Here is a 17,708-nt window from a genome sequence, read left to right as displayed (position 1 = left end):
AGCGGATTATGAGTTCATTGTTCTTTTATTAAGAATCTCATTTAGCTTCTCGATTAAAGCAGTAATTTCTTTCTCTGATAAAGCAGCAAAACCCAAGCGAATACAACAATTAGAAGACCCAATTTGTTTAAACTTATGCTCTGTATCAATATTGAGTTCTTTTAACTTTATAAGCTGATCTTGAGTAAATGGTTTCTGGAACTTCACCCATAAAGCCATTCCGCCCGCAGGTAGTTGTATCTGAATAGACTCAGCAAAAACTCGCTGAAACTCAGCTAAGGCATGGTCACGGCGTAGTTGATATATTTTTTTCATTTTACGGATGTGTCGTTTGATCTCCCCTCGCTGCATTAAATCTGCTAACGCAAGTTCCGTAATGTTATTACCTTGCCGATCAATCAATAAAATATCTTCAGTAATGGATTGAATGATTGGTGAAGATGCCACGATGTAACCCAAGCGAATACCGGGTGCAAAAACTTTAGACAATGAACCCACATGAATGACTAATTCAGAATGAGGCAAACTTGCTAAGGGTGGCATAGGCCGGCTGTCATAATGGAATTCGTGGTCATAGTCGTCTTCAATAATATAAACCCCCCATTTTTTTAAAAGCTCTAAGAGTTGAAGACGGCGAGACATGGTCATGGTGACAGTTGTAGGATATTGGTGATGCGGAGTTGTATAAATGGCAGCAACTGAGTGCTCTTGTAAAATCCGTTTTAGGTCGTCAATGACGATACCTTGTTCATCTAATTTGACAGAAACCACTTGAAAGCCATTTGATTGAAATGCTTTAAAAGCAGATGGATAATACAATTCCTCAATAACGATAACGCCCTGCCGATTGGGTAATGCTCGAGAGGCAAGAAAAATTCCCATCTGGCTACCACGTACAATACAAATCTCATCTTCAGCAACATTCATAAAACGTTCCATTGACAACATTTGTTGTAAAGCCTGTCTTAGCTCAACCATACCTCGTGGGTCACCATATCCCATGTACTGGTTTTGCGTAATTTTAATCAGTGCATGTCGATAGGCCCTCGAAAATAATTCGTAGGGAATAAGCCGTGGATCTGGCACACCATCGTTATGTGGGTATAAGGCAGCTTCTTGAATAATCGGCTTATCATTAAATTTTCGCTCAGATACTAGCTCTATTTGAAACTGTTTTTCTGGCAAAACATCTGCCACAAATGTGCCTTTTCTGGGACGAGTCACCAGCCATCCTTGTGCTTCTAATTCTTCATAGACTGCTTGTACTGTTTTTCTATTAATCCCTAGTTCTTTTGACAAGCTACGAGACCCTGGCAACATAGTTCCTTGCACCAAACGGCCACTTAAAATTTCCTGACTAATCAAGTTAGTAAGCTTTAAAAAAACTGTTTTTTCTTCTCTTTCATCGATACGAAAATGTACTTGCCAAGGTCTTAGCATATTTGCCCCATCTGGACCATATAACTTATAAAAACTGGATGTATTGATTCATCCAGTTATTTTCTATTCTGCCTTCACCTACTTAATTTGGTCAACTGGACTGGAGAAGAGATGAAGACTGCTTCTATAAATAAACAAGAGCTGATGCAACACGCACAGCAAGACATGCAAAAGTGGATTAGCGACTCAGATTTAACTGACCGCCAAAAGCTTGCACTCACTTGTCGTATTTTATTTGACCATGGCCATGATGCTGGCTTAGCAGGTCAAATCACTTGCCGCAGCCCAAATAAAGATTCCTTTATTACCCAACGTTTTGGTTTAGGTTTTGATGAAATTACTGCCTCAAACTTACTTGAGGTAAATCAAGATTTAGAACCAATCAATCAAGAAGGAATGGCAAACCCAGCTAACCGTTTTCACACATGGATTTATAAAGAACATCCCGAAGTGAACTGCATTATCCATACACATCCTACCCATGTAGCTGCTCTTTCCATGCTTCAAATGCCGCTCATGATTTCTCAAATGGATGTCTGTGCACTTTACGAAGATTGCTCATTTGTAGGCCATTGGCCGGGTGTTCCTGTAGGCAACGAAGAAGGTATTTTGATTTCTTCTGCTCTGGGTAAAAACCGCGCTGTTTTGTTGTCTCACCACGGTCAACTGGTCACAGGAAAAACTATCGAAGAAGCCTGTAACTTGGCTCTTTTAATTGAACGCGCAGCTCAACTGCAACTTTTAGCCATGTCTGCCGGGCAAATTCAGCCGATCCCACACGATTTAGCCACAGAAGCTCATGACTGGGTATCTACCGATAAACGCAACAAAGTCAACTTTGCTTACTACGCACGTAAAGCTTTGAAAAAACATTCTGACTGTATTTAAAAAGAGATTTCGACCATGAAACTAAACGGCATTATTGGCTACCCTGTTACTCCATTTTTTGATGACAACACCATTAACCTTCCTGTTCTAAAACAGATGCTCGACTTGCTTATTGAAAATGGCTGCGACGCGATTGCACCTTTAGGCAGTACAGGCGAAAGTGCTTATCTTGAATGGGATGAATGGTGCTTAGTCGCTAAAACTTCAATTGAAAGCATTAATAAACGTGTACCTGTCATTATTGGAATTTCAGAACTCACGACGGATCAAACCATCAAAAAAGCGCAGATCGCGCAAAGCTATGGTGCAGATGCACTTATGGTGATTCCTGTATCTTATTGGAAGCTAACAGATCAAGAGATTTTTGAATATTATCAATCGATTGCACAAGCAACGACTTTGCCAATTATGGTGTATAACAACCCTGCAACGAGTGGTGTTGATATGTCTCCAGAATTAATCGTGCGCATGTTTAACAACATTGCAAACATCACGATGGTAAAAGAAAGTAGCGGTGATATTCAGCGCATGCATAAAATTTATGAGCTCTCAAAAGGAGAACTTCCGTTTTATAACGGATGTAATCCTCTAGCTTTAGAAGCTTTATGTGCTGGAGCAAGTGGTTGGTGTACAGCAGCACCAAATCTGTTAGGTCAACAACCTCAACAACTTATCGACCATGTAAAAAATGGTGAATTAGAACAGGCCCAAAAATCATTTTATCAACAACTTCCTCTACTACGCTTTATCGTAAATGGTGGATTACCAAAAACAATTAAAGCAGGTTTACAGCTACAAGGTATTTCTGCTGGTTTACCACGTAAACCTTTATCTAAAGCCACGGATGTTGAACTTAATCAGTTAAAACAACTACTTTCTGAAATAGAAAATTAATTAAAAAAAGCGGGTTATTTACCCGCTTTTCTGCAGGATAAACTTAGAAAGTTTTAGTTAAACTAAACACTAAGCCAGCGTCATAAGGTTTTTTCTGAGCGTCTGTCATACCAGAAGTACTCACATCAGTACCCACTACGTCTAGCTCAGCCAAAATACCTAAGATGTTACGATTTACACCAACTTTATAATCGATATAGCTGTCGTCCGTACCAGGACCACCCGCAACTACAGCTAAAGCTTCTTTATTTTTAAATTTGTTATAACCAACTGATGCAAGCCCAGTAAATCCAGTGTTTGCAATTGGCGCTGAATAACCAACATTAAAATACCAGAACTGTTTAGAGTTAGCCCAGTAATCATTTGAATAGTTAACGCCTACACTAAGTGCATCGCCTTTAAATAAAGAGTCGGCAAACGTTAACTTACCGTACACTTCATTAAAATCTAATCCGTTTTTGCCATCGTAACCGATACCGTTACGGTCAAAACTATGGCCCGAACCGATGTAACCATAATGGATTACACCTACATCATAAGTTGGTGCAAGTTTATCGGATAACTTTAAAGTATTGGTATAACCCAAAGCGACATCTGTTTCAGTTGAGTTGCCTGTTACGCCAAAATCAACACTCGAGCCCCAAAGTGATAAATAAGCACCTGATTTATGAGTAAAAGTAAAACCACCTTGAATGGCAGGGTTATTTGAGGATTGAGTAACACCACGGAAGCGATAGTCTGTGGTCGCTGCTACACTACCCGTTGTCGTGATTCCGTAAAAAGATGATGGAGCATTTTCAGCCATAACCATGGTTGAACCTGCCGTGAGTACGCCGAATGCTACTGCTTTAAGTGCAAATTTCATCATTTTGATCTCCCCCACAATGAACGCACGATTTAATTGAATTAAACAAATTTTGTTACTTAAGCTTTAGCAATTGCTGTGCCAAGTCCATATTTCGTATCGCCCTGTTGCATGAGTTTTGAAATCAAATTCTTTTTAAAGTGAAAATATCGCCTAACGCTTATAAAAATATATTTATAAAAAACAATGCAATAAAATAAAGTTATTACAAAGCTAAAAATGCTCAACATAGAAAAACCCCTTATCGGAAATTATTACCGAGCTTAGAAGTATTCATTTGATGTGCGTAAATTTTCTATTTAGATCTAAAGCCGAAATATAAAAAGTACGTAAATTATTGAGGACCGCACTTGTAATGATCTGTGAGTGAGCATTTTTACTTACTTCATTTCTTTATTTATTTCTGAGTTAAAACTGGTGAACTATTTTGGGTCTTTTTTAAGCGATAATATAAACAAAAAGAGTACTGCACAGAATTTATGCAAAATATCGCACTAATTTTGATCAGCTTAATTAAATTGTATTGGCTTTTTATAACAATCCACTGTTATACATTGCGCTTTAAAAATAATGTTATATTGTAACAATTTAAAGGATGTTTAAAATAAATCGTTGAAAAAATCAACTCAAAACAAGGTTAAAAAGTAAACATATCCAGTAAAAATGGATAAAAAACGAACACAAGAATCAACTATTTTTTGAAGTTTGAATATAAAATAAATGGTAAAAATCAACTAAAAAATAAATTACTTTTTTTATTTTAAACAATAGATTAAGTATAAAAGACTAATGGTAAATTTACTAAATAACCAGTAGCACATTAATCAATTTCTGCATAGCATATATAAAATAAAATCAACAAAAATATATCTTTTTTATAGATTACTTATACAATTGATGGAAATCCTAGGCCCTGAACTATAACAAGGCACAGGATTTATCGTTTTTATGAGGTTCTTTAAATATGCTAAATGCACAAAAACTTACATTAGCAGTTCTCATTTCTGCGGCAATAATTTCCTCAGCTCAGGCAAGCGAGCAAAGTGAGGCAAAAGGATTTGTTGAAGATGCGAACGGTTCTATTCTCTTCCGTACAGGTTATCTAACTCGCGACAAAAAACAGGGCGCGAAAGATACTAGCTCAGTTGCTCAATCGGCAATTGTAAATCTTGAATCTGGCTTTACCCCTGGTATTGTTGGTTTCGGTGTAGGCGTTGTTGGTGACGGTTCATTTAAAATCGGTGAAAATAATCATGCTGGCAACCAAATGATTCCTAAGCACAATGATGGTTCAGCTTATGACCATTGGGGTCGTGGTGGCGGTAGCGTTAAAGCTCGTTTCTCAAATACGACTGTACGCTACGGTACTCAAGTACTCGATTTACCAGTTTTAGCAAGTAATACTGGCCGTATGGTTCCTGAATACTTTACAGGTACTTTATTAACAAGCCATGAAATCAAGAATCTTGAATTAGTTGCTGGTAAATTCACTAAAGACCAAATGTCTGATCAAATTAATACCGATGCTGATGTAAACGGTAATGGTCTTGATCGTGCAATCGTTTGGGGTGGTAAATATAAGTTCAATGACAACTTAAATGCCTCTTACTATGGCTTAGACAGTAAAAATGCGCTTGAACGCCATTATGCTAATGTGAACTTTAAGCAACCTTTAACAAATGACAGCTCATTAACTTATGACTTTAGTGGTTATCACACTAAGTTTGATAAAGATGCTATTACTTACTCAGCAACTGGAGCAGTAGCACCAAATTATGGTAAGACTGGTGTAGCTGGCGAAGAAAAGACCAATAATATTTGGGCAGTTTCAGGAACTTATGCAACTGGCCCACATAGTGTTATGCTTGCTTACCAACAAAACACTGGTAATGTTGGTTATGACTACGGTCAAAATGCTGATGGTTTCCAAAGTATTTATTTACCAAACTCTTATATGTCTGATTTCATCGGTAACCACGAGAAATCTGCACAAATTCAATACAACGTTGATTTCGGTAAATTAGGTGTATTACCTGGTTTGAACTGGACAACTGCATTTGTATACGGTTGGGACATCAAAGTTCGTAATGTAACTGACGATGCTCAAGAGCGCGAATTCTTCAACCAAGTAAAATACACAGTACAAAGTGGTTTTGCTAAAGATGCAAGCCTTCGTATTCGTAACTCTTACTACCGTGCAAGTGATGCTTACCAATCTAATGCGTACATCGGTGACACAAACGAATGGCGTATCTTCCTTGATATTCCTGTGAAATTATTCTAATTCATAGATCTATCAAGCATAAAAAAACCTACCTCTGGCAACACAGGTAGGTTTTTTATTGAGCCTAGAATATCAATTGTGACACTCTAGGCTCATAAAATCAGAGCTTATTTAGCAGCTTCGATTGCTTTCAATACTTCAGCTTTAGCAACGTCAGCACCTTCCCAACCACTGATTTTTACCCATTTGCCTGGTTCTAAATCTTTGTAGTGGCTGAAGAAATGCTCAACTTGGCTAATCAACAACGGAGGAAGATCTGTATATTCCTTCACGTCTTTGTAAAGTGGAGATAATTTCTCGTGTGGAACTGCGATTAATTTCGCGTCGATACCACCGTCATCTTCCATGTTTAATTTACCAACTGGACGGCAACGAATTACAGAACCAGCAGCAACAGGATGTGGAGTTACAACAAGTACGTCTAATGGGTCGCCATCTTCAGACAAAGTATTTGGTACATAACCATAGTTTGCTGGATAGAACATTGCTGTGCCCATGAAACGGTCTACAAACAATGCATCAGAATCTTTGTCAATTTCATATTTAATTGGCGCTGCATTTGCAGGAATTTCAATGATGACATAGATGTCATTTGGTGCATCTTTACCTGCTGGGATATTGCTGTAACTCATATCAATACTCTTTCGTTATGAAGTCAGATGTAAAATCCACTCGATTATAACGTGGATATCATCAAAATGATGCCGATTATACAATGCACACACGCGAAAGTTGATATGAATGGCGACAGAATGACACTCAAGTCAGCTTAATTGTCACGATCAATAAAAATATTGGGCATAACAATGATAAAAACCAGACAATCGAACGCAAAGTTGCCCAATTACTTAAGTAACAAATGCCATAAATCACGCGCAAAATAATATATGCCCAGCCCAATCTCAAAATAAAGTACTCAGGCACCACCATATATTCAGCCATCAAAATAGCTGTTAAAAATAAAGGTAAACTTTCAAAACTGTTTTGTTGTACTGCATTTGCCCGAGCAGCGATACCCTTTGTATTAGCAAGAAAATCTCTTGGGTTATGATTATCCGAGGGCTGAAAACCACCCTTAAATTTTGCAATTACGGTAAATGCGTATGGCAGCAAACATGCCACTAAAATAATATAGATAATGCTGCTGATGCCGTGCATAGTGCCATCCATCACTGAAAATACTGTTGATCATGCTATCATAACTCATCGTTTTTACCTGAAATTTTATGCAATCGCATGTCATCACTGATTTATAGGGCTATGTATGCAACAACCTGATCAAAAAGAATTGCTCGAGGTCTTAGAAAAGCAAAAGAAGAACCAGCTTCAGGTAGATCTTATATTCAAAATTGTATTACCCATCGTCGCTTTTTTACTGAGTGTAATTTGCGCGAATTTTAATTGGCAATCGACATTAGGTACTTTTGTCATTTTGACAATTACTTTTATTGCGGTGGGTGTCAAAAGACTTCCTTTATGGCATTGGCTCATTGTAGTTACCGTATACTGTCTTATAGATAATTACCTCAGCTATGGCCAACTTGACTTATCTCACTTGCGCTTACAACTTGGCACAATGATTGTTTTTGTGGGTATGGTTGGAATCGGCCGTCCTTATGTAGACCGCTGGTTTATGAAAAGCCACTAAATAAAAAAGCGCCCTACGGCGCTTTTTTATTCACTAACGATTAAGCAGGTTTACGTAAGTCTTTACGTAAAATTTTACCTACATTTGATTTTGGTAATTCATCCATAAACTCAACATAACGAGGGCGTTTGTAGCCTGTTAAGTTTTCTTTAGCAAAGTTCAAAATTTCTTCTGTGGTTAAACTTGGATCTTTTTTCACAATAAAGAGTTTTGGCACTTCACCTGATTTTTCATCAGGAACACCAATTGCAGCAACTTCCAAAACTTTTGGATGTTTAGCAATAACTTCTTCAATTTCACTTGGGTAAACGTTAAAGCCTGAAACCAAAATCATATCTTTTTTACGATCTACAATTTTTGTATATCCACGGCTGTCCATTACACCAATGTCACCAGTACGGAAGAAACCATCGGCTGTCATCACTTTAGCGGTCTCATCTGGACGGTTCCAATAGCCCTTCATGACTTGCGGACCACGGATTGAGATTTCGCCTTGTTCACCTAAAGGTACTTCTTTACCGTCATCATCTAAAATAGCAACTTCTGTTAAAGGTAATGGAATACCAATCGTGCCACTAAATTCAGTAGAAGCTGGAGGGTTTGCAGTCGCTACCGGAGAAGTTTCCGATAAACCGTAACCTTCAATAATGGTTGTGCCCGTAATTTTCTTCCAAGCTTCTGCTGTAGAAGGCAGAACTGCCATACCACCGCCCATCGCCATTTTTAAATTGCTATGGTCAAGCTGCTTGAACTCTTCATTATTCACTAAGGCATTAAATAACGTATTTACTGCAGGGAAGAAAGAAGGTTGATATTTACGTAACTCCTTAATCACGGCTGGTAAATCACGTGGGTTTGGAATCAAGATATTTGCCTGCCCTTTGTACATACCGTACATCGCACAAACCATGAACGCAAAAATATGGTAAAGAGGTAATGCACAAACAATACGATCGCCTTTAGCACCCTCATTTACACCAAATTTACTTTGGAAAATACCGTCACACTGTAAAAGGTTAGCAACTAAATTACGGTGAGTCAGCTCAGCACCTTTTGAAACACCTGTTGTACCACCGGTATATTGAAGCACGGCAGTATCACTTAGAGTTAAAGTCGGGCGCTTATAATTGCTTGGATTTTCTTTATTCAATGCGCTATTAAACTTAACATGACCAGGAATGTTCCAAGCTGGAATTTGTTTACGCACTTTGCGTAAAACAAAGTTCACTAAAGTACCTTTCAGTGTTCCTAGCATATCTCCAACAGAAGCAACCACGACGTGTTTGACCGGAGTTTTTCCTAAAATACTTTGGTAAACACTCGCAAAGTTCTCAATAATGACAAGAACTTCCGCACCTGAGTCGTTTAACTGATGCTCAAGCTCACGCGCAGTATACAGCGGGTTAACATTCACTAAAATCAAGCCAGCACGGAAAACCGCCAATGCCACGACAGGATACTGCAATACGTTTGGCATCATTACTGCAACGCGCGTACCTTTTGCTAACCCCAAATTTTGCAAATAGGTCGCGAACTTACGGCTTGCAAGTTCCAACTCGTTAAATGACATGGCTTTATCCATAAAGATAAAGGCATCACGAGAACCAAATTTTTGGAAATTACGCTCAAAAATATCAACAAGTGAGGTATTTTCTGCAGGCAATGCTACTGTTTCTGGAATCCCTGTCTTTTGGTATTCTGCAAACCAAATCTTTTCCATAATGCCATTATCTCCGATTCGTAATCCTTAGTAATAACTGTTATTCAATGCCCCAGCTATTCTTTAGCTTCTTGGTGCCAGAACATATTTAAAACTTATTGGCACATTCATGACACTTTCGAACAAGATTATGAGACAGAAGTTTTGACAATTTGACCCTGCCAAATTTTTTGCATGGAGTACAAATTATGTACTCCAAATTGCTGCCCTTTTAATCATTATTCCATACCAACAAGTTCAGTTCATTGCTTGAACTTGTTGCCATATATAGCGTATTTATGTTGCCAGACGCTAGCTTTATCTCTGAATCAACAGTTTATTTGCTTTTTGATATCCACGTGGTAAGAGCTGACCTTTCGAAGCACGTTTACCCATGTATTTTTGTAGATCATCACCTTTTAATTTTAGATGTTGTTGACCTGCAACCACCTGAATTATTTCATCTAAGTTCAGGGTTGTCATGGATAAAATCTGCTCTTTGGCTTCAAGTTGTATCAACTTATTACCTTTACCTTTATTTAAATTTGGTAGTTCTGCCAAATCTAAAATTAACAAACGTCCTGCCGAGCTCAGCACAGCCAAATGCGTCATGTTTTGGGCGGAGATGAGCGGTAACGCTTTTGCCTTATCAGGTACCGTTAAGAATGTCTTACCAGCTTTAGCATTGGTATCTAATTGTTTGACTTGAGTTTTAAAACCATAACCCGATGAGCTTGCAGCAATCAGTTCAGATTCTTCATCATCTAAATAAGCCTGAATAAACGCTACGCCACTTGCTGGTGACAGTTTCGAACTTAATGGATCGCCTAAACCTCTAGCCGAAGGTAAGCTGCTAATTGGTAAGGCATAACTACGCCCTGTTTCATCAAGGAAGTAAACCCGTTGATTGGTTTTACCTACAGCATGACTTAAATATTGGTCCCCTGCACGGTAGTTCAGGTTTTCAGCATCAACATCTGCGCCTTTTGCCGCACGAACCCAACCTGCTTCAGACAACACAACGGTTACCGTTTCAGCTGGCATTAGATCTTGTTCTTTAATTTGAACCGCTTCAGCACGTGCAACAATTGGAGAACGGCGTTCGTCACCAAACTTTTTCGCGTCTTCTTTTAATTCACCAATAATCAGATTTTTTAGAGATTCAGGATTTTCCAACTGTTCACGAATAATGGCAGCTTTCGCAGAAAGCTCATCTTGTTCTTGACGGATTTCCATCTCTTCAAGCTTTGCCAAGTGACGTAATTTAAGTTCTAAAATCGCTTCAGCCTGTATCTCATCAATATTGAAGTGTTCCATCAACACTGGTTTAGGCTGATCTTCTTCACGAATAATACGAATAACAGTATCAATATCGAGATAAGCAATTAAAAGACCTGCCAAAATATGTAGGCGCTTTTCAATACGGTTTAAATGATACTGCAAACGACGAGTGACCGTATTTTTACGGATCTCAATCCATTCAAGCAAAATACGACGAATTGATTTCACCTGAGGGCGACCATCTTCGCCAATCATGTTCAAATTGACACGATAGCTTGATTCTAAATCGGTGGTCGCAAATAAGTGACTCATCACCGCTTCAGCATCGATACGGTTAGAGCGCAATACAATCACGAGTCGTGTTGGGTTTTCATGATCCGACTCATCACGTATATCCACCACCAAAGGCAGCTTTTTCGCCTGCATCTGGTCAGCAATTTGAGTAATCACTTTAGAACCAGAGACTTGATATGGTAGCTCAGTGATTACGATTTCATGCTTTTCAACGGTATAAACCGCTCGCATGCGGTAACTACCACGACCAGTCGTCTGGATTTTAAGTAGCTCTTCTGGTGGAGTAATAATTTCAGCTTTGGTTGGTAAGTCTGGCGCCGGAATATATTCAGCTAATTTTTCGTCTGAAGTTTGTGGGTTACGGATTAAAGCAATTGTCCCCTTCACAACTTCACGCAAATTATGCGGAGGAATATCAGTCGCCATACCCACAGCGATACCCGTTGTACCATTCAAAAGAATATTCGGTACACGTGCAGGTAAAGTAATTGGTTCTTTTAACGAACCATCAAAGTTATCTTGCCATTCACTGGTACCCTGACCTAACTCACTCAGCAACAACTCACTATAAGCCGAGAGTTTGGCTTCGGTATAACGCATCGCAGCAAATGACTTAGGGTCATCGGGTGAACCCCAGTTACCTTGACCTTCAATTAAAGGATAGCGATAACTAAATGGCTGAGCCATGAGTACCATGGCTTCGTAACATGCCGAGTCGCCATGTGGGTGGTATTTACCAAGTACATCACCCACTGTACGCGCTGATTTTTTTGGCTTGCCACTATTTTTTAAGCCTAGCTCGCTCATGGCATAGACAATACGGCGCTGTACAGGCTTTAAGCCATCACTGATATGCGGCAATGCACGATCCATAATGACGTACATGGCATAATTCAAGTAAGCCTGTTCAGTAAATTCGGCTACAGAGCGGTTTTCTGTCGCATGATGCGCAAGGCTGGTCATAGTCAGCTTATCTTCCAAATCAGTCGTTATTTTAAGTGTGTATTATGCTAAGTGGGCTATGTTACAGACACAAGAGGGACTCTGTCACCTGAGCGTCAAATTATGTCTTATCTCTCTATATTTTTAGTTACTTGCTATAAAGTTAGGCAGAAACTATAGCCCAATCGACTCTAGTCTTTTACCTTGAGTCTCTTCACCTAATATCAAAATTACTAAGGCTACAGCAAGTAAAACAACAGTAAACATCATAAAAACGTGATTAAAGCCGTTTTTGGCAACCATCATATGGGTCACAACCATTGGCGCGACAATTCCACCAATACGCCCCATTGCCGATGCCCAGCCCGAACCAAAGGCACGAATATTGGCTGGATATTGTTCAGGTGTATAAGTATATAACACGCCCCATGCACCCAAATTAAAGAATGACATGAGACAGCCCCAAAACATAATGCTATTTACGCTGTCGGCTTGTCCAAAGAAATATGCCGACAAAGCACAAAAACCGATAAATGCCGCGAGTGTAATTTTTCGACCTAAACGTTCAACAAACCAAGCCGCCGCCAAGTAGCCCGGTAGCTGTGCCAAAATCATAAGCAATACATATTCAAATGATTTAACGATATCGTAGCCTTGTTTCACCAATAAACTCGGCAACCATGTGAAAATACCGTAATAGGAATACACAATTCCAAACCAGATCAGCCAGAGCATTAAACTTCTACGAGCAAATTGACCACTCCAGAGCTGTTTAAATGAAACTTTTTGTCGCATCGCCACAGGCACGACTTCGATATGATGCACAATTTGTACGCATGCTTCGGCTTCTAGTTTTTGTACCAGTGCATGTGCTTCTTCAATACGACCACGGTTAATCAAATACGGTATCGACTCAGGGACTTTTTTCCAAATGACTAAAATATAAATAAGTGGTAGACCACCCATAAGAAAGGCAATATGCCAGCCAAATTTAGGAATAATAAAATAAGAAATAAGCGCTGCGACTAGCCAGCCTAATCCCCAAAAGCTTTCAAGAAGAACGATAAATCTTCCACGAACATGAGCAGGAACATATTCACTGACCAGTGTGACTGCTACAGGTAACTGACCACCGAGTCCTAGCCCAACAATAAACCGAAAAATTAATAGCCACTTTAGATCTGGAGCGAAAGCACATAAAGCTGTAGCAATACTATAGATTGCCATCGTGATCGCAAATACAGTTTTCCGGCCAAAACGATCTGCCAAAGCACCAGAACAAACTGCACCAATAGCCATGCCTACAAAGCCAATACTGACAATCCAACCGCTTTCAGCTGGTGTTAATGACCAGTCTTTAACAAGGGTTGTCATAATAAAAGCGATAATGCCGGTATCCATCGCATCAAACATCCAGCCTAAACCCACTACCCATAAAAGTGTGTAGTGAAATTTGCCAATTGGAAGATTTTGTATACGTGAAACCAGATCCATAGCAGTAACTCTACTGGAAAGAATAAGTGGACAAGACCATATATAGAATTGTTATATCATGCCCACATGAAATTCTGCATGATTAATGTTCGTCGGTTGAAGAAGCCGACTCTGCATCATCATCTTTATAAATAAATTTAGGCATTTCTAAACCAAAATAAATGGCAATTAAACGAAGCGTAAAACCAAATACTAAGGTTGAAATAACGGTAAGTTCTAAACTCAAACCTAAGTCTAGACAAACCCAATAGCAAATGACTGCAACAAAAGAAATACTTGCATACAGCTCACGGCGGAAAACAAACGGGACATCGTTACATAAGATGTCTCGTAAAATACCACCCGAAACTCCAGTCAAAACACCTGCTACAGCCGATACGACAAAACCATGCCCCATTTGTAAGGCAATCTGGCAACCAATAATGGTAAATCCAATCAAACCTAAAGCATCGAGCACCAAGAAAATGTTATGTAAATGACGCATCCACTTGGCAATGATGATGGTAACAAAGGCAGCACAACACGTTAAAACTAAGTATTCAGGATGCTTTACCCACGTTAAAGGATAGTGCCCAAGTAGTACATCACGTACAGAACCACCACCCAAGGCCGTTACACAGGCAATCAGTACGACACCGAACCAGTCCATACTCCGTCGCCCAGCAGACAATGCTCCTGTCATGGCTTCAGCAGTAATCGCAATAATATAAATAACGGTGAGTAACATTGCCCTTTCCTTCAGGCCAAACGGTGGGCGTATTTTAAGATAAAGTTATAGGAATTGTGCACAGCATTGCTTAAATTTTTTTCCTGAACCGCATATGCACGGCTGTTTCATGGTGACCTGCATATCGACTGTTGGATCAAGGAAAAACCATTGCTGCTGGTGATATACAAAATGTGAAACTTCATGATGGATTTGAGCACTTTTTCCATCATGATAATGAGCCTTAAACTCCACCTGTGCATGGGCCTTATCCAATTTTTCTTTGGCTTGGATGACTTCCAAACCGAGCCATTGATTTTGTTTACTCCAATCTGTAATCGCCTCTTTATCAAGAGCAACTTGTTGACCTAAAGCCGTGGTTTGAACAATATAATCGATTTGTTGCAATGCAAATGCGCTATAACGCGAACGCATCAGCTGCTCCGCCGTGAGAGCTTTTGCTGTGCCTAAATGTAAAGGCTCACAACATTCTGAATAGCTGCCTTTTCCACATGGACAAGTGTGTTGAGTCATTCTGTGTTTCTCAAATAAAAAAATAGCTCAGAGTTGAGCTATTTTATGATGTTTCTAGACTTAAAATGTCATTTAATCTTTTGATTCATCTTGTTCGATAGAAACAATATGAACTTTCTCGATTTTATGGCCTTCCATGGTTACAACTTCAAAGCGATAACCATCCGCTTCAACAGTTTCACCATTTTCAGGTAAACGACCTAAATGGAATAACAAATAACCCGACAAAGTAGAATATTGTTCACTTTCATCTACCAAATCACGACCAAGTAAAAGAGATACATGGCGAATATCGGTTGAACCTTCAAGTATTAACGAACCATCTTCTAAGCTTTCAGCTGCTGCATCTAGTTCATCTTCATCAGGGAACTCACCAGCAATTGCTTCTAAAATATCAATTGGTGTCGCAATACCTTCAATTGAACCATATTCATTTAGAACAATCGCCATTTGCAAAGGAGCCTGACGTAATTGTTCCATTACCATAAGCACTTGAGCATTTTCATGCACAATGACTGGCTCACGTAAGTACTTTTGAAAATCAACAACGCCTGTTTCAATGAAGCCATTTAAAACTTTATGTGTAAGCGCGATACCTTCAATATTATCAAGTTCACCACGAGCAACGATTAAACGTGAATGTGTCATCGACATTAAACGTTCTTTTAAAACTTCCGGTTCATCGTCTAAGTCAATCCATTCCAGCTCAGGTCGTGGAGTCATTACCGACTTTACTGGACGTTCAGATAACCCCAGTACGCCCTGTACAAGTACACTGTGGTAAGCACCATTTTCTTCATCAAAGACTTCATCGGCAAAAGCTTGAGTAGCCAATACATCTTCTTTATCAGCCGTTTGGGCATCTGAAGTAGAACCGCTATTTTTACTGCCTAACATACGTAAAACAGCAGAAGCTGTGCGATAACGTAAATCTGTAGTAGTCACTAGCTTTTCTTGATTGCGGCGCATGGTTTGGTTGATCATTTCGACTAAAATCGAGAAACCAATCGCAGCATATAAGTAACCCTTCGGAATATGGAAACCAAAACCTTCCACCACCAACGAGAAACCGATCATCATTAAGAAGCCAAGACACAGAATAACGACTGTTGGGTGCTTATTTACAAAGTCCATGAGTGGTCTTGAAGCCCACAACATGATACCCACAGCAATCACAACAGCAACCATCATGATTGACAGCTCTTTCACCATACCCACAGCAGTAATTACACTGTCTAATGAGAATACGGCATCAAGCACTACAATCTGAACGATAACCATCCAGAACGCAGCATGGACTGGATTATCTTCTTTATGAAGCTGTTTACCTTCCATCCGCTCATGTAATTCCATGGTGCCTTTAAATAACAAGAACACACCACCGAATAACAAGATCAAATCACGGCCAGAGAATGGATGGTTAAGAATATGGAAAAGTGGTTGGGTGAGTGTCACGACCCAAGCAATTGAAGCTAAGAGGATAAGACGCATTCCCAAAGCGAGTATTAAACCCACTATACGTGCCTTAGTACGTTGTTCTGGTGGCAACTTTTCAGCCAAAATGGCAATAAAGACGAGGTTATCGATCCCTAGTACGATTTCAAGAACAATTAATGTAGCTAAGCCTACCCAAGCAGACGGATCAGACATCCATTCAAAGATCATTGATCCTGCTCCTGTGCTGGGTGGATTTTATCTTTATTGGACAACGCAACAAGCGTGCCTAGACAAAGGGGGAATAATGTTTTTTTAGGACAAGAAATTAAAACGGAGCGACTACAACCACTACCCATATTTGTTCATATGTTGTTAAACGAATTTTCAGTATAGGCAAGATTTAACATAAATTCATCATTTTTATTTGATCATTATATGTATTCACCAAACCCATACAAAACATGAATCTTTCCTATAAAACTGCTTATAAAGTTGTCATATTTTTTGCTTAGTGTAGACAAGAAATATGAACGTGATAAGGTGAAAATAAAGCAATGAATAGCGTATTAACAATGGCAGTAAATGATTCACCAATAACAGCTGTAAAAACAACACAACCTCTTATTGCATTATATTGTGGCTCACGAGCAGGAAATAACCCGATTTATCGCGAAAAGGCAATTGAATTAGCTAGCGGAATTGCTGAACAAGGTTTTGGTCTGGTCTACGGCGGTGCCAGCATTGGTTTAATGGGTCAAGTCGCTGAAAGTGTACTTGCACATGGTGGAGAAGCTGTAGGTGTCATTCCTGAATTTATGCTTGATTATGAAGTCGCACATGCAGGGCTGACCGAATTACATGTGGTAGAAACCATGCATGAGCGTAAAGCCATGATGGCAGAGCGCGCGAGTGCGTTTATCGCGCTACCTGGCGGTTTAGGAACATTCGAAGAAATTTTGGAAATTGCGACTTGGGGTCAACTCAATCAGCACCAAAAACCCATGATTTTATATAACGTAAATGGTTTTTATAATGCATTAATTGCTCAGTTAGACCATGCAGTTCAAGAAGGTTTCCTTCCTCTTCAGCACCGAGCTAAATTAATTGTATGTGAAGAAATCGATCAAATTTATAACGTCATTCGAAACTTAAAAATGCCAAAGAGATTTGTTGTGTAAAATCCCCTATCTCAATAAAAAAGCGGTTCTTCCGCTTTTTTTGTTTTAACTATTTTCACCGATGCCTTCAAAAGCAATTAGATTTAGTAAAGGGGTACTCAACATTGCCTTACTCTTTTTACTT

Annotated in this window: 15 protein-coding genes; 5 read left to right on the top strand and 10 right to left on the bottom strand. The window is 39.2% G+C overall.

Translation table 11 applies throughout. The features are described 5' to 3' along the window. Positions 1–6 precede the first annotated feature (6 nt). Positions 7–1,440 carry a PLP-dependent aminotransferase family protein gene (locus tag ACG59Z_RS14140; RefSeq protein ID WP_400199877.1) on the bottom strand — a complete coding sequence of 478 codons (1,434 nt, stop codon included), beginning with the start codon at positions 1,438–1,440 and terminating at the stop codon, positions 7–9. A gap of 111 nt (positions 1,441–1,551) precedes the next feature. Here ACG59Z_RS14140 and ACG59Z_RS14135 point away from each other — a divergent pair, with 111 nt between their 5' ends. Further along, on the top strand, positions 1,552–2,328 hold the full coding sequence (locus tag ACG59Z_RS14135) for an aldolase (protein ID WP_400199875.1): 777 nt from the start codon (positions 1,552–1,554) through the stop codon (positions 2,326–2,328). A gap of 15 nt (positions 2,329–2,343) precedes the next feature. Further along, entirely contained in the window at positions 2,344–3,222 is an 879-nt protein-coding gene (locus tag ACG59Z_RS14130; RefSeq protein ID WP_400199873.1) for a dihydrodipicolinate synthase family protein, read from the top strand. A gap of 43 nt (positions 3,223–3,265) precedes the next feature. Here the strand turns inward: ACG59Z_RS14130 and ACG59Z_RS14125 are convergent, their stop codons facing one another. Beyond that, positions 3,266–4,090, bottom strand: coding sequence for a TorF family putative porin (locus ACG59Z_RS14125; RefSeq protein ID WP_311070231.1), 825 nt, complete (start codon positions 4,088–4,090; stop codon positions 3,266–3,268). Positions 4,091–5,051: 961 nt separating this feature from the next. On the opposite strand from ACG59Z_RS14125, the gene ACG59Z_RS14120 reads away from it, so the two are divergent. Further along, a complete protein-coding gene (locus ACG59Z_RS14120) occupies positions 5,052–6,371 on the top strand; it encodes an OprD family outer membrane porin (protein WP_311086995.1) in 1,320 nt (439 codons plus the stop codon). 107 nt (positions 6,372–6,478) lie between these two features. On the opposite strand, the gene ppa is transcribed toward ACG59Z_RS14120, so the two are convergent. Further along, positions 6,479–7,003 carry an inorganic diphosphatase gene (ppa, locus tag ACG59Z_RS14115; RefSeq protein WP_002121243.1) on the bottom strand — a complete coding sequence of 175 codons (525 nt, stop codon included), beginning with the start codon at positions 7,001–7,003 and terminating at the stop codon, positions 6,479–6,481. 127 nt (positions 7,004–7,130) lie between these two features. Next, positions 7,131–7,529 carry an MAPEG family protein gene (locus tag ACG59Z_RS14110; protein WP_213064718.1) on the bottom strand — a complete coding sequence of 133 codons (399 nt, stop codon included), beginning with the start codon at positions 7,527–7,529 and terminating at the stop codon, positions 7,131–7,133. Between the two features lie 106 nt (positions 7,530–7,635). Here ACG59Z_RS14110 and ACG59Z_RS14105 point away from each other — a divergent pair, with 106 nt between their 5' ends. Beyond that, on the top strand, positions 7,636–8,019 hold the full coding sequence (locus tag ACG59Z_RS14105; RefSeq protein WP_311070232.1) for a hypothetical protein: 384 nt from the start codon (positions 7,636–7,638) through the stop codon (positions 8,017–8,019). A 40-nt stretch (positions 8,020–8,059) separates the two neighbouring features. Here the strand turns inward: ACG59Z_RS14105 and ACG59Z_RS14100 are convergent, their stop codons facing one another. From ACG59Z_RS14100 to ACG59Z_RS14075, 6 genes are all read right to left on the bottom strand, one after another. Further along, the gene (locus ACG59Z_RS14100; RefSeq protein ID WP_311070233.1) at positions 8,060–9,739 is read right to left on the bottom strand and encodes a long-chain-fatty-acid--CoA ligase; all 1,680 of its coding nucleotides are present in this window, start codon (positions 9,737–9,739) and stop codon (positions 8,060–8,062) included. A gap of 297 nt (positions 9,740–10,036) precedes the next feature. Beyond that, positions 10,037–12,256 carry a DNA topoisomerase IV subunit A gene (gene parC / locus ACG59Z_RS14095; protein ID WP_396519984.1) on the bottom strand — a complete coding sequence of 740 codons (2,220 nt, stop codon included), beginning with the start codon at positions 12,254–12,256 and terminating at the stop codon, positions 10,037–10,039. Between the two features lie 153 nt (positions 12,257–12,409). Then, on the bottom strand, positions 12,410–13,729 hold the full coding sequence (locus tag ACG59Z_RS14090; RefSeq protein ID WP_396480175.1) for an MFS transporter: 1,320 nt from the start codon (positions 13,727–13,729) through the stop codon (positions 12,410–12,412). Positions 13,730–13,811: 82 nt separating this feature from the next. After that, on the bottom strand, positions 13,812–14,456 hold the full coding sequence (locus ACG59Z_RS14085) for a trimeric intracellular cation channel family protein (RefSeq protein ID WP_002048969.1): 645 nt from the start codon (positions 14,454–14,456) through the stop codon (positions 13,812–13,814). Between the two features lie 45 nt (positions 14,457–14,501). Next, the gene (locus ACG59Z_RS14080; RefSeq protein ID WP_400199867.1) at positions 14,502–14,969 is read right to left on the bottom strand and encodes a YchJ family protein; all 468 of its coding nucleotides are present in this window, start codon (positions 14,967–14,969) and stop codon (positions 14,502–14,504) included. 72 nt (positions 14,970–15,041) lie between these two features. Continuing rightward, positions 15,042–16,634: a TerC family protein gene (locus ACG59Z_RS14075; RefSeq protein WP_263612722.1), complete on the bottom strand. Its 1,593-nt coding sequence runs from the start codon at positions 16,632–16,634 to the stop codon at positions 15,042–15,044. Between the two features lie 326 nt (positions 16,635–16,960). Here ACG59Z_RS14075 and ACG59Z_RS14070 point away from each other — a divergent pair, with 326 nt between their 5' ends. Then, positions 16,961–17,584 (top strand): TIGR00730 family Rossman fold protein, encoded by a 624-nt coding sequence (locus tag ACG59Z_RS14070; protein ID WP_263612721.1) that lies wholly within the window; start codon positions 16,961–16,963, stop codon positions 17,582–17,584. Positions 17,585–17,708 lie beyond the last annotated feature (124 nt).

Source organism: Acinetobacter sp. ABJ_C1_1, assembly GCF_044684115.1.
GTDB lineage: Bacteria > Pseudomonadota > Gammaproteobacteria > Pseudomonadales > Moraxellaceae > Acinetobacter > Acinetobacter nosocomialis_A.
The sequence above is the reverse complement of the archived record's forward strand: the minus strand, read 5'-3'. Positions and strand labels throughout refer to the sequence as shown.

What these genes read in the sequence shown, in the direction of transcription:
- ACG59Z_RS14140 (WP_400199877.1), bottom strand. Translation starts at nt 1,440, where the DNA reads ATGCTAAGACCTTGGCAAGTACATTTTCGTATCGATGAAAGAGAAGAA.
- ACG59Z_RS14135 (WP_400199875.1), top strand. Translation starts at nt 1,552, where the DNA reads ATGAAGACTGCTTCTATAAATAAACAAGAGCTGATGCAACACGCACAG.
- ACG59Z_RS14130 (WP_400199873.1), top strand. Translation starts at nt 2,344, where the DNA reads ATGAAACTAAACGGCATTATTGGCTACCCTGTTACTCCATTTTTTGAT.
- ACG59Z_RS14125 (WP_311070231.1), bottom strand. Translation starts at nt 4,090, where the DNA reads ATGATGAAATTTGCACTTAAAGCAGTAGCATTCGGCGTACTCACGGCA.
- ACG59Z_RS14120 (WP_311086995.1), top strand. Translation starts at nt 5,052, where the DNA reads ATGCTAAATGCACAAAAACTTACATTAGCAGTTCTCATTTCTGCGGCA.
- ppa (WP_002121243.1), bottom strand. Translation starts at nt 7,003, where the DNA reads ATGAGTTACAGCAATATCCCAGCAGGTAAAGATGCACCAAATGACATC.
- ACG59Z_RS14110 (WP_213064718.1), bottom strand. Translation starts at nt 7,529, where the DNA reads ATGCACGGCATCAGCAGCATTATCTATATTATTTTAGTGGCATGTTTG.
- ACG59Z_RS14105 (WP_311070232.1), top strand. Translation starts at nt 7,636, where the DNA reads ATGCAACAACCTGATCAAAAAGAATTGCTCGAGGTCTTAGAAAAGCAA.
- ACG59Z_RS14100 (WP_311070233.1), bottom strand. Translation starts at nt 9,739, where the DNA reads ATGGAAAAGATTTGGTTTGCAGAATACCAAAAGACAGGGATTCCAGAA.
- parC (WP_396519984.1), bottom strand. Translation starts at nt 12,256, where the DNA reads ATGACCAGCCTTGCGCATCATGCGACAGAAAACCGCTCTGTAGCCGAA.
- ACG59Z_RS14090 (WP_396480175.1), bottom strand. Translation starts at nt 13,729, where the DNA reads ATGGATCTGGTTTCACGTATACAAAATCTTCCAATTGGCAAATTTCAC.
- ACG59Z_RS14085 (WP_002048969.1), bottom strand. Translation starts at nt 14,456, where the DNA reads ATGTTACTCACCGTTATTTATATTATTGCGATTACTGCTGAAGCCATG.
- ACG59Z_RS14080 (WP_400199867.1), bottom strand. Translation starts at nt 14,969, where the DNA reads ATGACTCAACACACTTGTCCATGTGGAAAAGGCAGCTATTCAGAATGT.
- ACG59Z_RS14075 (WP_263612722.1), bottom strand. Translation starts at nt 16,634, where the DNA reads ATGATCTTTGAATGGATGTCTGATCCGTCTGCTTGGGTAGGCTTAGCT.
- ACG59Z_RS14070 (WP_263612721.1), top strand. Translation starts at nt 16,961, where the DNA reads ATGAATAGCGTATTAACAATGGCAGTAAATGATTCACCAATAACAGCT.